The sequence below is a fragment of the Mycobacterium sp. 4D054 genome (assembly GCF_052245755.1).
Classification (GTDB): Bacteria; Actinomycetota; Actinomycetes; order Mycobacteriales; family Mycobacteriaceae; genus Mycobacterium.
On sequence record NZ_JBQQCF010000051.1, the window covers coordinates 1 to 20,968 of the forward strand.

The 20,968-nt window shown below is 66.6% G+C and carries 8 protein-coding genes and 1 pseudogene; 6 read left to right on the forward strand and 3 right to left on the reverse strand.

The window, feature by feature from the left end; genetic code table 11:
- A pseudogene (locus ACTWP6_RS25440) lies at nt 1-661 on the reverse strand (IS21 family transposase); the annotation flags it as partial.
- Nucleotides 662-939: 278 nt separating this feature from the next.
- On the opposite strand from ACTWP6_RS25440, the gene ACTWP6_RS25445 reads away from it, so the two are divergent.
- Nucleotides 940-1,200, forward strand: coding sequence for a hypothetical protein (locus tag ACTWP6_RS25445; RefSeq protein ID WP_443189127.1), 261 nt, complete (start codon nt 940-942; stop codon nt 1,198-1,200).
- Between the two features lie 210 nt (nt 1,201-1,410).
- On the opposite strand, the gene ACTWP6_RS25450 is transcribed toward ACTWP6_RS25445, so the two are convergent.
- The gene (locus ACTWP6_RS25450; RefSeq protein WP_443189128.1) at nt 1,411-4,980 is read right to left on the reverse strand and encodes a glycoside hydrolase domain-containing protein; all 3,570 of its coding nucleotides are present in this window, start codon (nt 4,978-4,980) and stop codon (nt 1,411-1,413) included.
- Nucleotides 4,977-7,127, reverse strand: coding sequence for a hypothetical protein (locus ACTWP6_RS25455; protein WP_443189129.1), 2,151 nt, complete (start codon nt 7,125-7,127; stop codon nt 4,977-4,979). The genes ACTWP6_RS25450 and ACTWP6_RS25455 overlap by 4 nt, the downstream gene beginning before the upstream one ends.
- A 249-nt stretch (nt 7,128-7,376) precedes the next feature.
- Here ACTWP6_RS25455 and ACTWP6_RS25460 point away from each other — a divergent pair, with 249 nt between their 5' ends.
- The 5 genes from ACTWP6_RS25460 to ACTWP6_RS25480 all read left to right on the forward strand — a co-directional run bounded on the left by ACTWP6_RS25460 (nt 7,377) and on the right by ACTWP6_RS25480 (nt 20,861).
- Entirely contained in the window at nt 7,377-7,616 is a 240-nt protein-coding gene (locus ACTWP6_RS25460) for a DUF732 domain-containing protein (RefSeq protein ID WP_443189130.1), read from the forward strand.
- Nucleotides 7,617-8,073: 457 nt separating this feature from the next.
- Entirely contained in the window at nt 8,074-11,148 is a 3,075-nt protein-coding gene (locus ACTWP6_RS25465; RefSeq protein ID WP_443189131.1) for a DUF6603 domain-containing protein, read from the forward strand.
- 3 nt (nt 11,149-11,151) lie between these two features.
- Nucleotides 11,152-14,496, forward strand: a complete 3,345-nt coding sequence (locus ACTWP6_RS25470; protein ID WP_443189132.1) for a hypothetical protein — start codon at nt 11,152-11,154, stop codon at nt 14,494-14,496.
- 3 nt (nt 14,497-14,499) lie between these two features.
- Entirely contained in the window at nt 14,500-19,044 is a 4,545-nt protein-coding gene (locus ACTWP6_RS25475) for a hypothetical protein (protein WP_443189133.1), read from the forward strand.
- Nucleotides 19,044-20,861 carry a hypothetical protein gene (locus tag ACTWP6_RS25480; RefSeq protein ID WP_443189134.1) on the forward strand — a complete coding sequence of 606 codons (1,818 nt, stop codon included), beginning with the start codon at nt 19,044-19,046 and terminating at the stop codon, nt 20,859-20,861. The genes ACTWP6_RS25475 and ACTWP6_RS25480 overlap by 1 nt, the downstream gene beginning before the upstream one ends.
- The last annotated feature ends 107 nt before the right edge of the window (nt 20,862-20,968 follow it).

Genomic DNA, 20,968 nt, shown 5'->3' on the forward strand with positions numbered 1-20,968 from the left:
CCCCTCCGAAGAACTCCCACGCCGCCTGACATCCGGCGATCACCGCCACCAGGGTCTGCGAGTAGGTCAGCCACACGAACATGTGCCGGGAGTAGACGGCGGTGAAGATCAGCGCGTGCACCTTGCGGCGCCGCCCACCATCGGCGTCGGTGAGCATCCCGAGGTAGCCGAAATCGATCTGGCATTCCACCCCGGGATCCCCGTCGGCGACCCGCACCGTGGTGTCCTTGCGGCCGAAACCGCAACGCTCACCGGCGAATCGGTTCAACGTGCGATACGGCACCACGCACCCCTGACGGGCCAGCAGGGTCTCGATCTTGGTGATCGTCAACGGACGCTGCTCACCCTCGCCGGCCACCCACGCGGTGATCTGGTCCTCGAACCCCAGCAGCTGTTCCCACGCTGCGCCGTGGCCATCCGGGCGTACCGGGCGCACCGCGTCGGCGACAGCCCCGATCAACCCGTCATCGACGGCCTCAACGCCGTCGCTGCGGTGCAGACCAGCCGCTTGCGCAGCCTCGACGTAGCGGCGCACAGTTTTGCGGTCCACGCCGCAATGCGCGGCGATCGTGCGGTAGCCCGGTGCCGGTAGCCCGGCGACCCCCAGCCACACCCGCAGCACTTCCCTGATCTCGTTCACACTGACCTCCCGAAAAGCCATGCCCGCCGCCTCCGTGACTTCGACCGTCACGGCGATCAAACGAACAGATGAAGGGACCACCGACGCGACGCGCCGGTGGTCCCATAACTGGCAATCCAGGTGGTCCCATCACCCTGGCAAAATCAGCTCACACTGGTCCCATCCTCCTGGCAGACGACACCACGAGAACGACACAAACGTGGGTGCAAGACGCAATGCGCGACGTCGGACGGCTTCGACGACACTGTCGCGACGTACCCGATCAGCTGGAATACGGGAGCACCGATGCCCGTGCAATCGTGGAGCAGGCGAAAGACCTCCTCGGTCGTCTAGAAAAGTACGCCCATCTGAATCTTGCCGGGAACTCGACCGGGCGGTTGACGTCGTCGATCGAGAAACTGCAGAACCAATTCCAGATTCTGACATTCTCTGCACGTCCTGGTACCGAAGCGGCGACCGCAACAATTGGTGAGTGGAAGTCGGCGACGGCGGCTCACGTCAACGCGCTTCAAGAAGAACTTCGACTCATCCGCCGCGCTTCCGCGGTTGGAGCCACATGATCTAACGGGTAGCGAGCCACGGCATCGCGCTTGGCATTCGAGGCGGCCTGTCGATGGACCTCCCTACCGAAGACCCATCCGAGTACATCACCAAGCACACCGCCACATACACTCCGACGAGCACGACCGCCAGCCCCTCTGCCAACCGCGGGCCCGGAAGGACCGGCGTTCGCGTCATCCCTTTCGTGGCCATCCATGTAACGACTTCAGTCAGACGGCAAGCCGACGCACGACCGAGGCGGCGTGGTCTTCGGCGTTCATGCCGTCGAAGGTCCGATCCACCCAGTACTTGCCGTGCGCTCCGGTGACGACGAACTTCAGCGCGGACACGAGCGTCATGACGATTCCGGGGATGTTCATCAGCATTGCGGGAAGGCTGATCGGGCCGGACGTTTGGTTGAGCGGACCGGGAGTGACCATGCCGAGGATCGACGACAGCGCGCCCGATCCTGGACCTGCGTTGCCGTTCAGGCCGAGCAAGCCCGAGCCGATCGTGTTCGCCGGCGCGGTGAGGCCGAAATTGCCGCCACCCAGGGGGATACCGGTCAACCATGTGAACAAATACTCGACGAAGGCCGGAGACAGCTCCATCCGCGTGAGAATGTCGTACAGCGCGGGCAGCAGTGCGGTCGCCTCGGAATACATGTCACCGTTGATCGTGTACGACCATTCCCGGTCTCGGTAGATCTCGGGTGTGTAGACGCCGGAGATGCCGGCACCGCCTGGATCGGGGCCTCCTAGTTTTGTGACACCGGGCGGCCGGCCGGGCGAACCGAAGGTGAACACTCCGACGATCTCACTCTGGCGATCGGCCGGCCACGCATGCAGGAAACGGACAACGACGTCGGCCCCCATCGAGTAGCCGGAAAGAAACTTCGGCCGCGGATCGGGCAGTGCCAGGCGCAGCAGTTCGGCGGTGCCCTCTTCGCGTGCCTCGACATAAGAATGCTGCGGGTCCGGATTGAGGAACGCGGAGGTGTTGTAGCCGACGCCCTGCAGATGGACCATCTCGGGGTGACGATTCACCGCCATGCATTGCGGCCCGATGTTCCACGTTCCCCAGGTCCCGGGAACCGCATATCCCACATATTTGGGTCCTGTACCCGGGGTCGGCGTTGTGGGCAGAATGCCCAGCGCCTTCTTCGTCTCGAAGTCACAATCACCGGGCCGCGCATTGGGATTCGCCGGCAGCCGGGGCTGGTACCCGCTGGCGTTCTTACGTGACTGGAACTCTTCGACGAACGCGGCGGTCGCCGCATCGTAAGTGCCGTTCAGCTGGACACCCAAGGGCACGGAGTAACTGCCGAATGCCAGCAGGGCCCGCCGCTGAATCAGCCGGACCTGGTCTCCGGAAAGGGGCTCGACGCCGACGCGCCAGATCCCATCCCACGCCCTTCTGGGTGCCCCGTTCCCGGCCGGCTGAACATGCGTGGCGTCCGGAAGGGTCTCGCGCACACCGTCGGTCACCGCGGGCGCGGCCTCACCGTTTCGCTGCGGCTCGTCGATGCGGGGCTCCGCCTGGGTGTCCAGTGAGCTGACGGGACCGCCGGCGAACCGCCAGAAGATCCGCCCGTTCTCGAACCGCTGATACACCGTGTCCGGCCCATCTTCGATCTCCCGGGATTGCGGCCAACCGAACTTGCCGTCCTGACCGCCGGCACTACGCCAGGTTTCGCCGATACCGCCGTACACCGGCCATGCGTGGTCGTCGCCGTTGCGGTGATAGATGGCGCCGTGTTCGAAGCTCTGCCATGTCCCCCGGTCGGCCTTCACCGCGTCATCGGTCGGATAGCCGAGGAACGATGTCTCCCAGCCCACGGATGCCCAGAAGTCGCAAATGCCCGGCTTCGGGACGGCGAAGGTTCCGGTTCTGGAATGGAAGTAGATCGACCCGTGTTCATAGTGGGCGTACCGTCCTGATCCGTCGGGGCAGGATAGTTCGCGCTCGGCGATGATCTTGTCACCCAGCCACTCGTTCGCGTCGCGCACGGCCTCGATCCGAGTTTTGACGCCCGGTTGGGGACCGGCATTCACGTAAGCCTCGGGGCCGCGGTCGATCAGTTCCTGAAGTTCTCGGCGGAACTGGTCGAGGTCGATGCCGGCCGGATCGATCTTGCCGTGGGCCAGATTGTATTCGCGGTGACCGCAGAACCAGGATGCGTCCTTGCCCAGATACCACAGGATCGCCGCGACGCCGCATTTGTAGCTTCGGAGTTGCTCAGGTGTCCAGTCCCACGGCGGGGTACCGCGACTCACCGCCTCGATCCCGATCGTGTACCAATTGGCCTCAGTGCTGAACTTCGACGCCCATGCTGAACCCTTGCCTCCGCCCGCATGCCAGCACACCCCGACGGCGATGAACTTGAACGTGCCGTCCTTCTCCAGGACCAGCTGCGCCAGAGGGCCTTTCAGATCAGCCCGGCCGTGCTTGACGATCTTCCAGTCGTTGACGCCTCCTCCCGCTGTGTGGTGGCCGATGACGCCTCGCACCTCTCGGAAGTCACCATGGCCGTCGTTCAACGGATTACCTATGTCGGTGACGGTCAGTCCCCACAGCCGCAGCACGTCCGGGAGCCAGACCGGGTCTCCCCGCCACACGTCGGTGAGTGGCTTCAACTGCTCCACTGTGTCTTTCGGCTGTTCCTGCACTACAGCGGGCATGGTTTCCTCCTCAGTTCCCCACTGGCCGAACAACGGCTTCAGAATGCGGTTGCGGTCGACTCCGATGCCGTTGACCTTGCGCTTGTCGATCTCGAATTGCTTGATGTGCGCCGCAGGATGTGCCGGTGCGTCTTTGTCTCCGCCCCAGCCGTGTTCCCAGAAGTAGGTGGCGATATCGGCCTCTCGGCACCGATCGATCACCCAGGGATTGCAGTACACACCGAGGCGCTCTTTGCCCAGAGATTCCTGCCAGGCCGCAAGGTAAGGTTTGACCTTCGTCTCCCACTCCACCTGGGTGGGCGCCGCGTCGATGGAGACGTAGATGACGCCTCGGGGGTGGCCTCCGGCGGCTTCGTGAATTGCCTGTCCTCTGAGCGCGTCCTCTTTTCCTCCAACGGATCCGCGAATCCAGTCGGAGGTTTCGAAACCTCCCTTGGCGAACTGATAATTCGAAACGATCTGCAGACCATGCCATGTGAAGTCCTCGGCTTCGGCCCGAGTCAGCGGCTTTCCCTGCATCCAGTTCGCCCGCCGATCCGACACGTAGCGGACGGCACCGACGAACCCGGCGTCCTTGATCGCTTGCGCCCCGGGGACCCCGGCCGAATAGTCCACCAACTCCTTACCCACAAGGTCAGCCCTCACTGCCGCGCCGACGGGCTCGGCCGGCACCGATTCGCCGGCAATGGCGGCGTCCCGCAGCCATGGCAACGGGTCGATCTTCTGGTTGGGATCGTAGCCACGAGGCATGACCGACAGATGCAGATGAGGTGCGACGCCACCGTTGGTGGCCTGGTTGGGATTGATATGGCCGATGCGTTGTCCGGCTTCCACCCGGGCGCCGTCGGCTACTTCGCGCACGATGTGCCCGTATTCCGTTGTACCGCCGCCGTCTTCAGTGGGGTGGTCGATGACCAACCATCCCGCGGGATCAGGGCCCCCATAACCCGCGGCGGCGCCCGAGTGAATGACCCGTCCTCCCGCACAGGCGAACACGGGTCGATTGGCCGATCCGCCCGGCCAGCCGAAGTCGACGCCGGCGTGATGGTTGCCCCACCGCGGACCGAAAGGCGAGGTGATGATGTAGCCCCGTTCCATGGGCCAGAACCGTTGGTTCATGACGACACTCCGTTTCCGCTGAGGTCCGGGCGTTTCACCGCCGGCGCAATCTCGGCAGTTTCGAAGAAGCGGTTGATTCCCGCGCGAAGGCGCTCGTTGCGCCAGTACTCACCGTGGCCGAGCGTCTCGTCTTCCAGTCGTTCGGTGACGTCGACGTTGTCGGTCTCGCGCCTGGTAGGGACCACCGATCCGATCGGATCGGTCTTACGCCAGTAGTTGCGCCACCACGTCCCTTTGTACGTCATGCCCCACGTCTTGACGAAGAACTCGTCGTCGAAATAGCGCGGAAAGAACGTGCGATAAAGAGTGGACAGCGGTGAGCCGCAGGTGAATAACGCAATGCGGTCGGAGCGGGCATTGTTGGAGGTGTGATGCGTGCGGGCTTTCAGCGCGTCCCGGTCACTCTGCCCTTCGGTCGGTTGCTCGGTCCAGTGGCCACCGTGGACAAACCAGGCGCACACCACCGACCCCTGGCTGTGCCCAACCAGTGCGAGCGGAGTGTGCGGATACTCCAGCGTGACGTCGTTGATCGTCTGCCGGATGCCTGCCAGAAGCGCACGCCGGTACGACGCTCCGGCCAAGGGGTGCAGGTCGGGGGCCCAGAATCCGGCGATGTCCGCGACGGAACCGAAGATGCTGCGAAGCCGCGCCGCCAACCGCTCGGGTCTGCGGATGACGACCATGAGGATCGCCACCGCGCCGGCCACCTGCAAGGCCACCAGGAAGTCGGCGATCAACCATGGGTCGGCGTTCGCGAACCCGCGATACATCAGGACCCACAGACCCGCCGTGGCGACAAGGCCGATGGCCACCGGTGGAGCCAGACGACGCGGCAGCGCAACGACCAATTCGTGTGTGCCGCTAGGATTTTTTTGGCGTCGGCCACTCCTGCGCGTCGCTTCGGCCAGGGCTATCGACTTCCGCTGCTTGGCCAGTTCCACGCAGAAGACGACCGCGAACACGGCGAGTGCGCCCAGGAAGTACACCGGGATCAGGTCGATGCTCAGTGCTTTCGGCACCCGCGCGATCACCTTGACACTGAGATCGTCGAACCGCGGAAGCAAGACGTGGCGGATCTGATCCTCGGGTGATACGTGCTGCGGTGGACCGTTCTTCGGCGGGACGAAAATGAACACGCTGTCGAAGAACTTCCGGAGCATCGAACCTGCCGTGTGCAGCAGTGTGATGGCCAGGACCAACAGCAGCGCCGCACCCGCCAGCGCTGCACCGTTGGTCTTCTTCCACAGGGCCAGCGCGCACAGGCAGAGCGCCACGATGAACACCAGGCCCGTGGTGCAAGCGATGATCAAACTCATCGGATCCACCGCGACACCCGGATCGCCTGCCGGGGTGAGGATCCGGCGAATCCAGGCGTGCGGATAAGTCGCCGGCTTCGCATGGAGGAACTGGATCATGCCCACCAGCACCAGAATGCTGGCCACCGATATCATGCTGCCCGCCCGGTCCACGAGGGCCCGTCCGACGAACATCCGGTACACCACGAAAGCGATGAGGATCCCCGGACCCACACCCTGCAGCAGGACTCCGGTCAACCGATCGTCGCCGTGTGCCAGAGACCGCCACGCCGTCTCGAAGATGACGCTGATCCAGGCTGCCATCGCCACCGTCAGGCACAGGCTGGCCACACTGATCCCGGTGCGCATCAGATGGCGTGACCGGTCGGGCGGCTCCATGTAGCCGGCCACATTCAGCAACGTGAACGGAAAAGCAAGGTACCAACCGAGATGCCGCGTGATCTGGCGGTTCGCGCGACTCCAGTTCACCAACCGTAACGGGTGTCGTGGCAGCGGCGGCACCTCGCCGATCCATACCCGGCTGTCGACCAACTCCTTGTATTTCGGCCGCCCGAGTGCACTGAACGTCGAATGATCGCCGATACCGTGGACACGCACCTCGACGCCACCACGTGAACCATTCGGCGTCGTCGGTGCGGAACGGTTACTGTCCCGCACCTCCGGAGCGGGCGCCGCGGCGGTGGCAGCGGTCGCACCGTCCTCGACGTCGAAGAACTTCCCGCGAGGATCGAACCTATGATGGGCTCCCCCACCGTCGAAAGCTTCGAGCGCGGTCGGATCCGAGTCTGGCGACTCCGTGCCGACTGAGGATCCGCTCTCCGTAGTGGTCATGGTCAAGCCCCCAACCATCGAACGTGTACCAATGCCACGATCCTGGTGCGCAGTCCCAGGCCGGGAGACCGTAGTGGTCTACCTGCAGTGAGCGGGAAACAGGTAGGCGACTACGCGTGCGGCCCGCTCGTTCGGACCCGACGATTACTCGCGTCGCCACGATCGTGGCCCCGGTGAGAGATAGAGGGGTGCGCCATGAACAAGAAGCGCGGGGTCGAACACCTCATCGGAGGTTGTACGGTGCTTCTGATGTTGCTCGTAGCCACGGCGAGCCCGGCGGCAGCCGATGAGAACGACTTCCTCTACGACCTGAACAACGCGGGCATCGGTGGGCCGCCCGACAAGCTGATCCAACTCGGCTGGAGCATCTGCGGTCAGCCAAGAGACTCATCGATCGCGGCCATCGACAAGGACACCGAATTGACCGAGGGCGACGCGGGGTTTCTGTATGACTCGGCCGTCAGGTTCCTGTGCCAAGGCGGACAGTGAGAATATCCCCGCTGATCCGGGTCCGGAGTTCGATGATGGCGCGTACCCCGAACCTTCCAGAGGTTCTTCTCGCCGGCAGAGCAACCCTCGATTTGCCGTCGACGAAGCAGTCATCACGAAACCGGCATCGTGACCAACGGGCAGCCTTTTCCACGCAGGTGGGCAACTTCGGCGAACCCCCAGGTTGTCGAGCACGTAATCACCGCATTCAGCCATCACATTTGGCCACGCCGAACCCTGGTGGCCTCCGGTGGGCAAGAGCACCCTTCTTTGCCTCTTCACCGGCCCGTACCCCTCTCCCGGTGACGATCAATTTCCTTAGTCAACAAGCGATTCCGGCACGTGGCTGCAAAATCCCGATACGCACCCCACAGCGCGTCCGGGTGGCCACAATTGTTCCCGAGGCCACTTTCCCGAACGTGAACTCGTTCGGTGCTCATGCCGTCAGTGGGGGATCATGACAGACATCGCCACGGGGTTCCTTCGAGCCATCGAGTCCTTCCTCAACTCCCGTCTCGGGCATATGGCCGAGACCACCTGGGACGACACGGGCCCCTTCCTCGGCGCGGTCGTCACCTTCGACAGCGCGCAGCGAAAGGCCAAGTTCGACGAACTCAAAGCGGACATCGAGGCGATGGGCCCGGTCTTCGAGAACATCGGCAAGAAGATCAAGAAGCAGACCGAGCTCATCAAGAAGATGGTCGCCGAATCGAAGACGGACATCGGCGACGACGACTTCGATTTCGACGTCGCGGCCCGCGTCGCCATTCGCATCGGGATGGCACTGTCGGCCGCCGACGAGGCCTACAACATCATCGCCACCGAACTCGCCAAAGACGCCGCCGGACAGGTCGACGACAACATCCGAACCGGCCTCATGGACCTGTGGAATCCCACCGCCCAACCCTTCAAGGACCTCGGCGCCGGCGCCGGAAATCTGCTCAACAAGTTCGGCAGGCTGTTCGGAATCCAAAACCTGCTCGGCGATCTCGGCGAGACACTCGTGCTGGACCGCGAGGGCAACGGCTTCAAACTCGTCGTCAAGGCCGCCAAATCCGGGCCTGCCAGGCTCGGGGCCTTAACCCTCGACCAGCTCTCGTTCGAAGGCTTCCTCCAGTTCAGCGACCGCGAGATCGCCCACCCCACCGACGAAGAGAAGAAGTCTCTGGTCCAGCGCGGCGACAAGTACTACATCGGCGACGTCGGCATCATCGGTCTGCGCATGCGCACCATCCTGCAACCCGGGCTCACCAGCGACCCGCTGCTCGCGAAGGTCATGCCCGGTTCCAGTGAGCCCAAGACCACCACCATCACGGCCGTCTCACTGGACACCGGGCAGGGCTTCTATCTCGGAGACGGCCGCGGGAACGAGAAAGCCGTTCTGCCGGTGCGGTTCTCCTATCCGGCGGTGGAGCTGCGCGAGATGGCCCTCGGTTTGGTGCGCAATCCCGCGCGTGAGGTCACGGCCTTCGAAATAACCACGTCGATCGTGGCGAAAATGGGAGATGCGGTCGGCATGCAGGTCGTCGGCGGCGGTCTGGTGATCACCCCCGAGGGCGCCACCGAGCAGCAGGCGATGTTCGAGATGCCCGTGTCGACCCGCTGGCCCGACGCGATCGGGCTGCGCGTCAAGGCGGGTCCCATCACCGGCGGCGGCTTCATCCAACGCGTCGAACGCACCTACAAGGTCGACGGCAAGGACGTCAAGCGCATCGAGTTCGGCGGCGTCATCCAACTGCAGATCCTCAACTTCGGTGTCTCGGCGATCGTCATCCTGTCACCGGATCCGTTCTCGCTGGTCCTGGTGATCGGGGTGCGCTTCCCCGTGGCCGTCGAACTGAGCTTCGGATTCACGCTCAACGGCATCGGTGGCATCCTGGCCATCGACCGCGGCCTGTCCCTCGAGGCGCTCAAGGCCGGGATGAAAGACCACCTCCTGGACAAGATGCTGTTCCCTGACAACCCGGTCGCCGACGCTCCGAAGCTGCTTGACAAGGTCGCCAACGTCTTTCCCCCACGCCCGGGCGGCTTCGTCGTCGGTCCCATCGTCGAACTCGGGTGGGGGTCTCAGGCGAAGTTCGTCGAGATGAAGCTCGGTGTCGTGCTGGCGCTCCCCGACCCCATGATCGTGGTGCTCGGTTCGCTGCGCGTGCGCGTGCCCACCAAAGAAGCTCCGATCACCGACATCAAAGCCGATGTCTTCGTAGCCATAACGCCGGACTATCTTCTGCTCTTCGCGAGCATGCGCGACTCGAAGATCGCCGGCTTCACCGTGTCTGGTGACCTCGGTCTGTACATCGAATGGTCAGGCTCGGGCGGGTTCGAGTTCTCCGTCGGTGGTTTCCACCCCGAGTACGAAAAGCTCGTCGGGAAGAAGCCCAAGCTCGGCGAGATGGACCGGCTCACCATCGATCTGTCGCCGGCGAAAGCCATCAGCTTCGTCATCAAGGCGTACTTCGCCATCACCGCCGGCTCGGTACAACTCGGGATCGACGGCAGGCTCAACGCGGACTTCGCCGTGATCACCGCGAAAGCGTGGCTGACGCTGGACATGATCTTCATCTGGTCACCGCGGTTCGCCTTCAAGGTCTCCATAGAGGTCGGTGTCGAAGTCGAATTGCTGGGCTTCACCTTCGCCTCGATCATGTTCCGCGGATCGCTGGAAGGCACCCGCCCCTTCAAACTCGCCGGACACCTCAAAGTGGACGTCTGGTTCCTGCCCACCTTCGACGAAGACCTCGGACCGATCACCTGGGGTGACGAGGAGCCCCAGAAGCTGCCCCCGGTCGACGCCCTCGCCGTGGCCGCCGCAGCTCTCAACGAGCCCGACTCGTGGAAGGCCACGCTGCCCGAGCACGCCGCTCAGATGGTCACGCTTGCCGAGGTCGACGACGTGTCCGGGCGCATCGCTCACCCACTGGCCGGGCTCGAGGTGTCGCAGACTCAGATACCGCTCGGGGTGAAGATCACCCACGTCGGCGCGTCACCGGTCACAGCGGACATGGTCACCCTCGGTATGCCGGTGTCCTCGGCCGGCGAAGCTGCGGCGGTCAGCGAACTCCGCACCCCGTTCGCCCCGGGTCACTTCTTCGACCTCGAGGGCGAGAAGCTGCTCGCCCGTTCGGGTTTCGAAGAGCTGCAGGGCGGTTGCCGGATCGCCGCGGCCACCACCCCCAAACTCGGCGCGAAAGCCCAGGAGAACGTCGCGTATCGCACCTACGTACGCAACGAAGCGGACCGGCTCCTGCCCGATCTTCGGGAGAACTGGAAATTCGCCGCCTTCGGAAGCGCATATGTCCGCACCAGCAACGTCGGTCGTATCACGGCCGCCGCCGCGAACCCTTATCTGCCCAGACCTCCCGCCGACCCGCCCGTCGACATCCTGCCGCAGGGCACGTCCGCGCTCACCGACATCGCCACCGGTGGCCTGCTCCTGGCCGGTCTCGGCGCATTGAGCGCCACCGAGGCCGCCGTCATCGCCGATTCCGTGGGCGCCGCCGGATCGGCTGTCCGGACCACCGTGAGGGGCTGACTGATGACCGATATCGATGCCGTCGCCGCCCAGGTCGTGATGCCGCTCGGCAAGACAGCACGCAACGTCGTCGCGGACGCATTCAAACTCGTTGTCCCCGAAGAGGAGCGGTTCGTCGAGAGCAAGGTCGCGATCGAGAAGCTCGAGTTCGCATCGTTCGCGGTCGGGGGCCTCGCAGCCGCGGCTGAACAACCCGCCCAGGGCGCGGCGCGGTCGAGTTCCAAAGTGACGCTTCCGCTGGCGGACAGTGCGGACGGGCAGGCGAGCGCCGGGTTGACCGTCACGCTGTACGGTCCCGGCGACGTGCGGGGTATCGATCCCGCGCAGATCGTGCGCCGGTACCCGGCGCCCGGCACGCTCAGCGCGGAGGAGACGATCCTCGCGCACGTCGAGTTCAACCGGCCTGAGCTTCCGTGGGCCTTCTCGGCGGCACCCGCGGCGGGCACGCTGCGGCCGTGGCTGACCCTGGTCGTGGTCGAAAGGTCTGTGGCACAGTGGGAGTCGGGCACCGGCCTGCTGCCGGTGCTGCGTGTGGCCCGGGACGCTCTTCCGCCGCTGACGTCCGTGCACCTGTGGGCGCACGCCCAGGCCCCGCAGACCGAGAGCGGAGCACCACTGGAGGTGCGGATGTCTGCCGAGTACGCCGCGGTGAACCTGTCCCGTCTGCTCTCGCCACTTGTGCTGCGCGAGAACACCGATTACGTCGCCGCGGTCGTTCCCACCACCGATGTCGGTGCGCGCGGCGGGCTCGGTCTCACCGGCGGCACGCTCGATCCCGCGTGGACGTCGGCCTCGGATGACCCGGTTCGGCTACCGGTGTACGACCGCTGGGAGTTCCGCACCGGACCCGACGGTGACTTCGCCACCCTGGCGCTGCGGCTGACCGGGGTGGTCGCGCCCTATGAGGTGGGCCGGCGCTTCATCGACGTCTCCGAACCCGGCCGACCGCTCGGCTCGCTGCCCGCCGGCCAACCGGGCGGCAAACAGGTGCTGCGCTGCGCGCTGTATTCGCCCTCGCCACCGCCGACTCCGGAGAAAGCCGAAGCCGAGACGGCGGTGTGGCCCGACGCGATGGTCGACGAGCTACGCAGCGAGCTGGATCTTCCCGCCCAGATCGAAGGCACACAGGAACGCACACAGGACATTCCGGATCTTCCGATCGTCGGCCCGCGCATCTACGCCAAACTGCACCGCGGCGCATCGGTCATCACCGGCGACGACTGGTTCGCCGAACTCAACCTCGCCCCCACCAAGCGCATCATCGCCGGACTGGGCACCCGCGTCGTGCAACGCGACCAGGAACAGCTCATGCAGGCCGCGTGGGCGCAACTCGGCGAAGTGGAGAAGGCCAACCGGGCCATCCGCCTCGCACAGTTCTCCGAACTGCTGGCCCAGCGGGTGCACGGCAGACTCGCCGATCTACAGCAGGGTCGCCTCCTGCAGGTGGCCGCCCCGCTGGCGGTACGGGTCTCGATCTCCGACGGTCGCACCCTCGCCGCGCGGGTCGCCTCCAGCGCCACACCGGCGACAGCACTGGCCGGAGCCTTCCGGCGGACGACTCGTCCCGACGGGCCGGTCCTTCGCCGGGCCGGCGCCCAGACCCGGCAGCGCGCCGGAGAGGTCGTCGGCACGGGCGCGGCCATGCGCGACTTCACCCGCGTCTACGAGAACCCCGACGGTGTCGGCGCGCTCAGCAGCCAGGCCCTCGCGATGCTGGACGCTTCACTCGTCGCCACCGCGATCGGCATCCCTGTCGGCACCGTGCCTAACGCTCTCACCGCGGCCAACGCTGCGATGGCGGGCGGCCTCGCAAGCCACCTCACGGACACCGGCAGCTGGGCCGCCCCACAACAGGACTTCGATCTGGGGGCGGTGATCGTCGATCAATGGCGTAACCGGGTTCTGGAAGGAACGACCCTGCCCGCACTCAAAAGAGTTCGCGCACAACGGGTCGGTCCTCTCGCGGCAGAGTTGGCGAAGTCCGCGGTCGCCACTCGGGTAGGCATGCGCGGGCAGTTCGAGAGCCAAGCCCTTGACCTCAACGACGTGTTGGTCGAGCGGGTCGGAGGTGTCGACCGTGTCGGCGGTTTCATCGCCCCCGACGGCGACGGGCACGTGCGCCGCGGCGGCGGATTCGCACACGGCGGCGCGGTGCTGCGCGGTGCCGCCATCGGCGGGGCCGTCGCTCGTTTCCCGGGTGCAGGTCCCCGGCTTCCAGCGACCCGCGGACGATTACCGAGCAGGATCCGCGGCCTCAATCACATCGACTCGTCGGTGCTCATACGCGTTGACGAACACAGCCCCGCTGAGACCAGAACCCGCGCGCTCGGGCAACTGGCCGAGCTCGGTGAGGTGCGGGCCACCCCGTTCCTGGACCGAGCCGATGCCTTCTCCGTCACGACGCTGCGTGACGCGATGACGGTTTTTGCCGACCCGGGCGGTCTGCTCGACATCGACAAGGTACCGCGGAGAGACACCCTTACCGTCGACACGCTGATCGAGCGACTCGACCCGGCACATACCGTCCGCTCTGCGCTCAATGGTCGGCTGCGGCTCTCGACCGCACTCGCGCCAAGCTGGTTCGCCAGACCGTTCATCACACCGATCATGGCGGCCCCGCGGTTCGACCGGCCCATGTATCAGGCGCTCAACGACTACAACCGCGACTGGCTGGTCCCTGGGCTCGGACTGCTGCCCGACGACGATTTCGTCACGGTGCTGAGTTCCAACAGCGAGTTCATGGAGGCCTTCCTGATCGGGCTCTCTGATGAGATGGGCCGCGAACTGCTGTGGCGCAGTTACCCCACCGACCAACGGGGAACCTATTTCTGGAGGTTCTGGGATGCGCAGGACGACGAGCTCAGACAACCCATCCACGCCTTCTCACACCTCCCGCTGTCGAAACACATCTCGGCCGGCGGAACCGGCGGCAGCGAGCCACGCGCCGTGATCGTCGTGAAGAGCGAATTGGTGCGCCGCTACCCCGATCTCATCATCCAGGCGGTCAAAAACCCCGGTCCCGTCGACAATCCGGAATTCGACGAGGGCGCCGTCGTCGCAGAGCAGTTGTTCTCCGCCCACCTCGAACCCGACATCGCGCTTGTCGGGGTCAACCTCGCAATAGCGGAGATGGACGGGCCCGAGTGGTGGATCCTGATCGCCGAACATCCCACGGCGACGCGTTTCGGGCGGCCACTCGACGCCGACATGGACGCCGGAGACCTCATCAACGGACGTTTCCTCAAAGTACCCGCGGCATCGAACTCGGCGGAGTGGGCCAAGGCCCGCCTGCACGATCCGGTGCGCGTGGCGTTCCAGGCGACCGACCTGATCCGCAGAGGAGACTGAGCAGTGCCCATCGACACGCCTTTCGAGCTACTTACCGCGCGCAACACCATTGCCACCCTCGCCGACCAGCGCAGCCGTCTGATCTCCGGGCCGATGGACCGGGCACGGCGCCGCGACCTCGCCCGCGTCGACCTCGAACTGGCCGGCCGCATCGGCGGGATCTTCGATCTGATCGACCCTTGCGACGCCGCCCCCGACGTGCCGCTCGTACTGCTGCCGGTGCGCGTGCAGACCAAGATGAAACCGGGAACATCGACCCTACGGGTGCGGATCACTCCCGACGAGGTGCACATCGACAGCCTGCTGCGGTCCATCACCGAGCCGGAAAAGACTGCCGGACAGGCCTACTGGACTGCGCTCTGGTCGGGCGCCGAGGCGGCCCGCGCCTGGGGCGAGTTGGTCAGCGCCGTCGGCGCGAGACGCGCGGGCTGGATCGCCCATGCCACCAGGCCGACGAACCCCGACCAACGGGGAGCCGCACCACCGGCGTTTCCGGACTCCCCTGTCGAGATCGCCGACGGCACTGTGGCGCGCTGCTTACCCGACCACTTCGTTGTGCGGGTCTACCCGCAGGGCGCAGAACCGATCACCGTCTCCGGTAGCCCCATCGCTCGCGACCTATCCATCTCACCGATCGCCCTCGGTGACAACGAGGTCGTCGACGCCGGCGGTCTCAAAGTACCGGCCGGTTCGGAGTGGACCGTCGACTTCGATCAGGCGGTCGCCGTCGGAATGGGCGTGGAGGTCGAGCTGCCTCCGGGGACCACCGTCATCGACACGCTGGTGGTGGTGGGCACCCGACGGTCGGTCTCCGAGCAGCAGAATGCGGCCGACTTCGCCGACCTGTTGACAAGTCACAGCTTCACCGACGGCTTTTCGCTGCCGGCCGCCGGCACCCCCACCAACAACGCCGAGGCCGACCGATCGCCTTACCGTCCCGACGCGACCGCCGGGCCTCCCCCGACCGTCCCGCTCACACCGTCGGCTGATGCGGGCGCGCTCGGCCGTCTCCTCGGCGTGGACGCCACGATCATCGAGAACCTGCTCGATACCGAGGAGCCGCGCTCGTCACTCGGTGCGGCTCAGCAGGCCGCCAACACCGCGCTGTGGTTCGCCACCTGGGGGCCGGTCCTCGACCGCATCGACGATGCGAGCCAGGCGGTCACCCCGGCGAACATCGAATCCGCGCGGCGGGCGCACCGCGATCATGTGCGCGGCGCCGGGCATGCCCCCGCCGTGCGGATCGGCGCGCAACCCTACGGTGTGCTGCCCGTGACCGACCTGCACCACTGGACCCCTCGTGCAGGAGAGACGACAGCCCGCCTGGTGCCGCTCGTCGAACGCGCCGTCGGACGCTGGGTCATCCGCTCCCGGAGCCTCCCTCATATCGGCCCCGGCGACGACGTCAGCGACGAGGCGCTGCTCGACATGCTCGGCACCAGCCCGGTGGCCCTCGGGGTACGAGCCCGGCCGGCGGTCGACGGTGCTCAGTTGTCGGCATGTGCGGCGGCCGTCGGCGCCGACCAGGCCCGCGTGCGCGCCGAACTCCAGATCACGAGGGCGATGCTCGCTCAGTACTCGCCCACGGCGGCAGCGTGGTTTATGCCGCCGTCACTCAACAAGGAAAGCCGAACCATCGCGCTGCCCCTGGTGTCCGAGCGGGACGCTGAGGTGATCGACCAGATCCTGGCCGACCGCAGCCCCGCGGTCGACAGCGTCCTGCAGGCCCTTCTCGACATCGCCTGGGACACCGCCAAGGCCGCGGGCTTGTCGTCTGCGCCCGAGGCCTATGTGCCGCCGCTTCTCGACCTGCTGACGATACCGCCCGACATCGCAGCGATGGTGCAGGCCGCCGCCACCCCGGGAAGTGCCGCACCTCAACCCGATTGGGTGTTCGCCGCCGCCGACTCGCTACGTTCCACCGTGCATTTCGCCGGCCAGCCGACCGACCGGATCAGCCTGGCGGCCATCGAGCCGGTACCCGAGATCCGCACATCGCTGGCACAGGTCGCGCTCGACCTCGGCGACACCGCCGAGGCCCGGTGGATCGGCCAGAACGCGATCGCGGGCATCCTCGATGCGTTCGCCACTCGTGGTGAGGTGAGCGCCGCGATGACCGCCTTGGGCGCGATGCCGATCGAGGAACGTCGCATCGCCGTCGCCTCGGCCCTCGACGTGGCGTCGCACCGGGTGGACGCGTGGGCGACCGCGCTGGCGTCATCACGTCTGCCCGGCGATGCCGAACCCGCCATGACGCTCGGGGCCTTCGGATATGTGGAGGACATCCGGCTCGGCACGCGCGGCCGGGAAGCGCAGGGATGGCTGCACGCCCCGAGCAGCTCGCACGCCGTGGCCGCGGGCATGCTGGCCAGTGCGAAACGCTCGAACATCGGGGCCAAGGACGGCCGCGAGCCCTTCGCGATCGACCTGTCCAGCCGGCGCGGCACCGAACTGCGCCGCGTCCTCGAGGGTGTCAAGGCGGGTCAACCGATCGGTGCTCTGCTCGGCTACCAGATCGAACGCGCCCTCACCGGATCGGCCGCGCGATTCCAGCTGACGCTGCGCGAACTGGCACCGCTGATCACCGACGAACTCGACAACGACCTCGCCGAAGCCGACCGCAGCACGCGCGTCGCGGCGGCCAACGTCGTGGACGGTGTCGGACTCCTCCGACAGTTCCCCGTGGAAAGCCTTACCGGGGCTGCTCCGCCGCTGAAAGCGAAACTCGGTGTGCGACCGGCGAACGCGTACATTCCTGACGGCGGCTGGGACGCTGTCTCCGCAGAAGAGTGGGATTGCGTGGTGGGCGCGCTTCAGAGTGCATCCGCGACCCTGGACGCGGTGGCCGACGCCCTGCTCAGCGAATCGGTGCTGCAGTACGTGAGCGGCAACCCCGCGCGGGCGGGCGCCGCGATGGACGCGATGGCAGCCGGCGGTTCGGTCGACCCCGAGCTCGCGGTGCTGCGCGTGCGCCAGCCCGGCCGCACGCTGACCCACACCATGTTCACGGTCATTCCCGTCGATGCGACCGGATGGTCGACCACGCGTCCGCGGGCCATCGCCGAACCGCGCCTCGAGGCGTGGGCGGCGCAGCGTCTCGGTGATCCCGCGGCCATCATCGTCACCGACGCCCACGGCGTACGCCACACACTGGCAGAGGCGGGGTTCGCCGCGCTGGACTTGGTCTTCAGTGACGACCTCACCACACTCGACCGGGATCTGCGCGCCGCCATCGCCGGAATGGGAGACACCCCGCTCGCGGAGAACCGGGGCGACGACTGGCCGGTCGGGGCGATGCCGATCGTCGCCGCGGCGACGCTCGCCGCAACCCTTCGCGGCGTGGTGTCCGGCGGGAACCCGCTGTCTCCCAACGATCTGGTGCGTCCCGGCGCCGGGCCACAGCGCACCATAGATGTCGACGATCTGCTGCGCCGATGCGACGCCCTGCTCGACGCCTTGGAAGAGGTACTTGAGGCCGGTGAGGCGGTGATCGCCACCATCGACCCGGAATCACATGCTGTCGACGAAGCAGATGTCGGCGCCGTGGCAGAGGCGGTCAGCGGGTTGGCGGCATTCGGCGTGCCCCTTCTGCCCGATCGCGCCATTCCCACGAACGCCGGCTGGGCGTGGGGGGCGTGGCATACGGCGGCCGCCCGGCTCGACAACGCCAGAGCTGTACTCGACGACATCCGGGCACCACGCGACACGTCACCGAGCCCGGGAGAGTTCGTCGACGCTGCCGCCGCGGTGGCCCAGGGAATTCTCGGCGACGGGTTCCGTATGCTCCCGCTGCTCGAACCCGTCCCGGGCCCAGACGATTTCGTGGACGCGTTGACCGCCCCCGCCTTACCCGCGCCCGCACCCGCGCGGATCGGTGCCTTCGTCCGCGACCACGCCACCGTGCGCGCCGGAGTCGGCCGGTTGGCCGAAGCCCAACTCCTCGGTCGCGCGCTCAGTCGTCCGGCCGCACTCACCGTGGTTCAGCTCACCGAACGCGACGCCGGCGTGGCAGCGCCGGGAACAGGCCGGTGGCTGGCCGGGCCCCTACCCGACGACACCCCGTGGCCGTCACACAGCGCGGCACATCTGGTGGTCGAGCTGGTCTCTGCTGCAGCCGGATTCCGCGGACGGTTCGCCGGCTTGGCATTCGACAGCTGGGTTGAGACGCTGCCGTTCCAGCCCGACGCGCGGGCCTTCGCCGAAGGTGCAGATGCCGACAACCCGCTTCGCGCGGCCCGTGCCACCACCGGCTTGGCGGTGCACGCCAACCAGGCATCCGCACGCGCCCCCCAGGTCGTCCTCTCCGCGGTGTCGCCAGACGGAGCACGATGGACCACCGACTCGGTCGTACGGGCGGTGCTGTCCGCCGTCGATGTCGCGAAGTCCCGGTTGGTGACGCTTGAGAAGGTTCCCGGGGACGCGGCGATCCTGCCGGCCATCTACGTGGCCAGTCCATGGTTGCAGCCGCGGAAGGGCTTCGCGTTCGGCGAACTGGCCGCGGTCACATGGAACCAGGCGGCGGCGCCGTTCCTCTCGGAGGTGAAGTGATGGCCGAGATCGACCCACTGGTTCTGATCGCGTCGAAGGTCAACCCACACCTGCTGGAGCTCGCGAGCCAGCTGCAGCTCATGAATCCGCCCGCACTCGTGCGGCTCGAGCCCGACTCCACCACCGGTGACCCCGCACCGGGCTCGGAGGCGCGCCTGGCCGACCCCGCATGGATGCTCGGGCGACAGTGGCAGTTCGGCGAATTGACCGGCGAGGATGCCGGATCCGCGGTGTCGGTGCGGGTCACCTCACGCGCGTTGCCGATCACCGCGTGGGCTCCTCTTGACGACACCACGGTCGATCTCGACGCGGTGCAGTGGCGACCATGGCATTCCGGGGCGATCCTCGAAGAACTGCTGCAGGATGTGCCTGCCCTCGCCCTCGGCTCCGGGTTGCGGCAGCGCGCCGAGGCGGGCGCGCAGCTCGCCGATCTGCTCACCGATGCCGGTGAGGCGGAACTCGCTGCGGCACTCTCACTTTCGCATCCGTTGTCCCTCGACGACGATCCTCAGTCGCCCGAACAGCCCGTTGCCGGGGAGTCCGAGGCCGACCGGGTAGCGCGTTTACAGAGGGTCGCCGCCCGGGATGCGCTGGATCCGCAGGCCAAACGGCTGCTCACGGTACTCGGCGGCGCTGTCCCGGACGGCCGCGCGCTTGCCGCCGACCTGGCGGCCGGCGATCCGCCGTGGCTTGCCGACGCCCACGACGCAGACGCCGTGCGCTCGGTGCTGAGCACCTGGCACACCTGGTTGACCGGCGCGGCAGACTCGGGTGGCGCCTGGTCGACGGAACGTCTGGAATACCGTTTCGCGCTGCGCTTCGGCGATGGCGACAACGCCGTTTTCGCCCGCGGAACACAGTTCGGCGCCGCGGAGATCCGTTGGAGCGATCTGGAATGGGTGGATACCGCCAGTGGCGACCTGCCCGACGGAGCGCCGACGGGTTCTCCCGTCGAGACCACGGCGACCATGCTGGCGACCCCTCTGCGTTTCCCGGGCATGCCGGCGGACCGGTACTGGCAACTCGAGGACGGCAAGGTCGACCTCGGAGCGATCGAGGCGCAGGATACGGACCTCGCGCGACTGTGCCTCGCCGAGTTCGCCATGTCCTCGGGTGACGACTGGCTCGGCGTTCCCGTCGACGGTCTGCTCGGCGCGATCAATCAGGTGACCGCGGTGCACGTCACCGACGACTTCGGCGAAACCGTTGCGGTGCCGGAGTTCTCGGATCCCAACTTCACGATGTTCCGGGTGTCCACAGCCACCGGCCGCCCGCTGCCCGGCGTCGTCTTGCCACCGGTCGCGGCAGGCACCCTGGTGGGCGACGCGGTCGAGGAGGTGCTGTTCCTGCGCGACGAGATGGCCAACATGGCCTGGGCCATCGAGCTCACGGTGCAGGGCCGCAGCGGTGATCCCCGGTCGCGGGCCGGTGAGCCACAACCGGAGCCGGATCCGTGGCCGCCGGACCTCGATCCCGAGGAACGCCTGTACCGGCTGCAGACGGCCATACCCGCGCACTGGATACCTCTCGTGCCCATCGCGCCGCGACCGGGACAACTCGCCTTGCGGAAAGGTGCCTTGCTGCGCGACGGTGTCCCCGTTGAGGCCGTCGGAGTCACCCTTGCCCCCACTCCGTTGACGTTCCCTGGTGAGGAGTTGCCGCGCGAGGGCCTACATCTACGCGCCGTACCAGTGCTCGCACGCCGTGCCGACGGCACCTATGTGCGGTGGACGGCATACCGCGTCCGCACCGGCCGAGGTGAAGCCTCCAGCAAACTCGCCTGGGATTCCGCACTGGCGATCAACGACCTTCGCTGACACGATCCACCGGGACCTTCGGGTCACGCTGATCGCAACCGTAGTCTCCGCTCGACTGGTGACATCTACTTGGGCCGATCCGTGTTCCTGACGCGAAAACCTTCCCG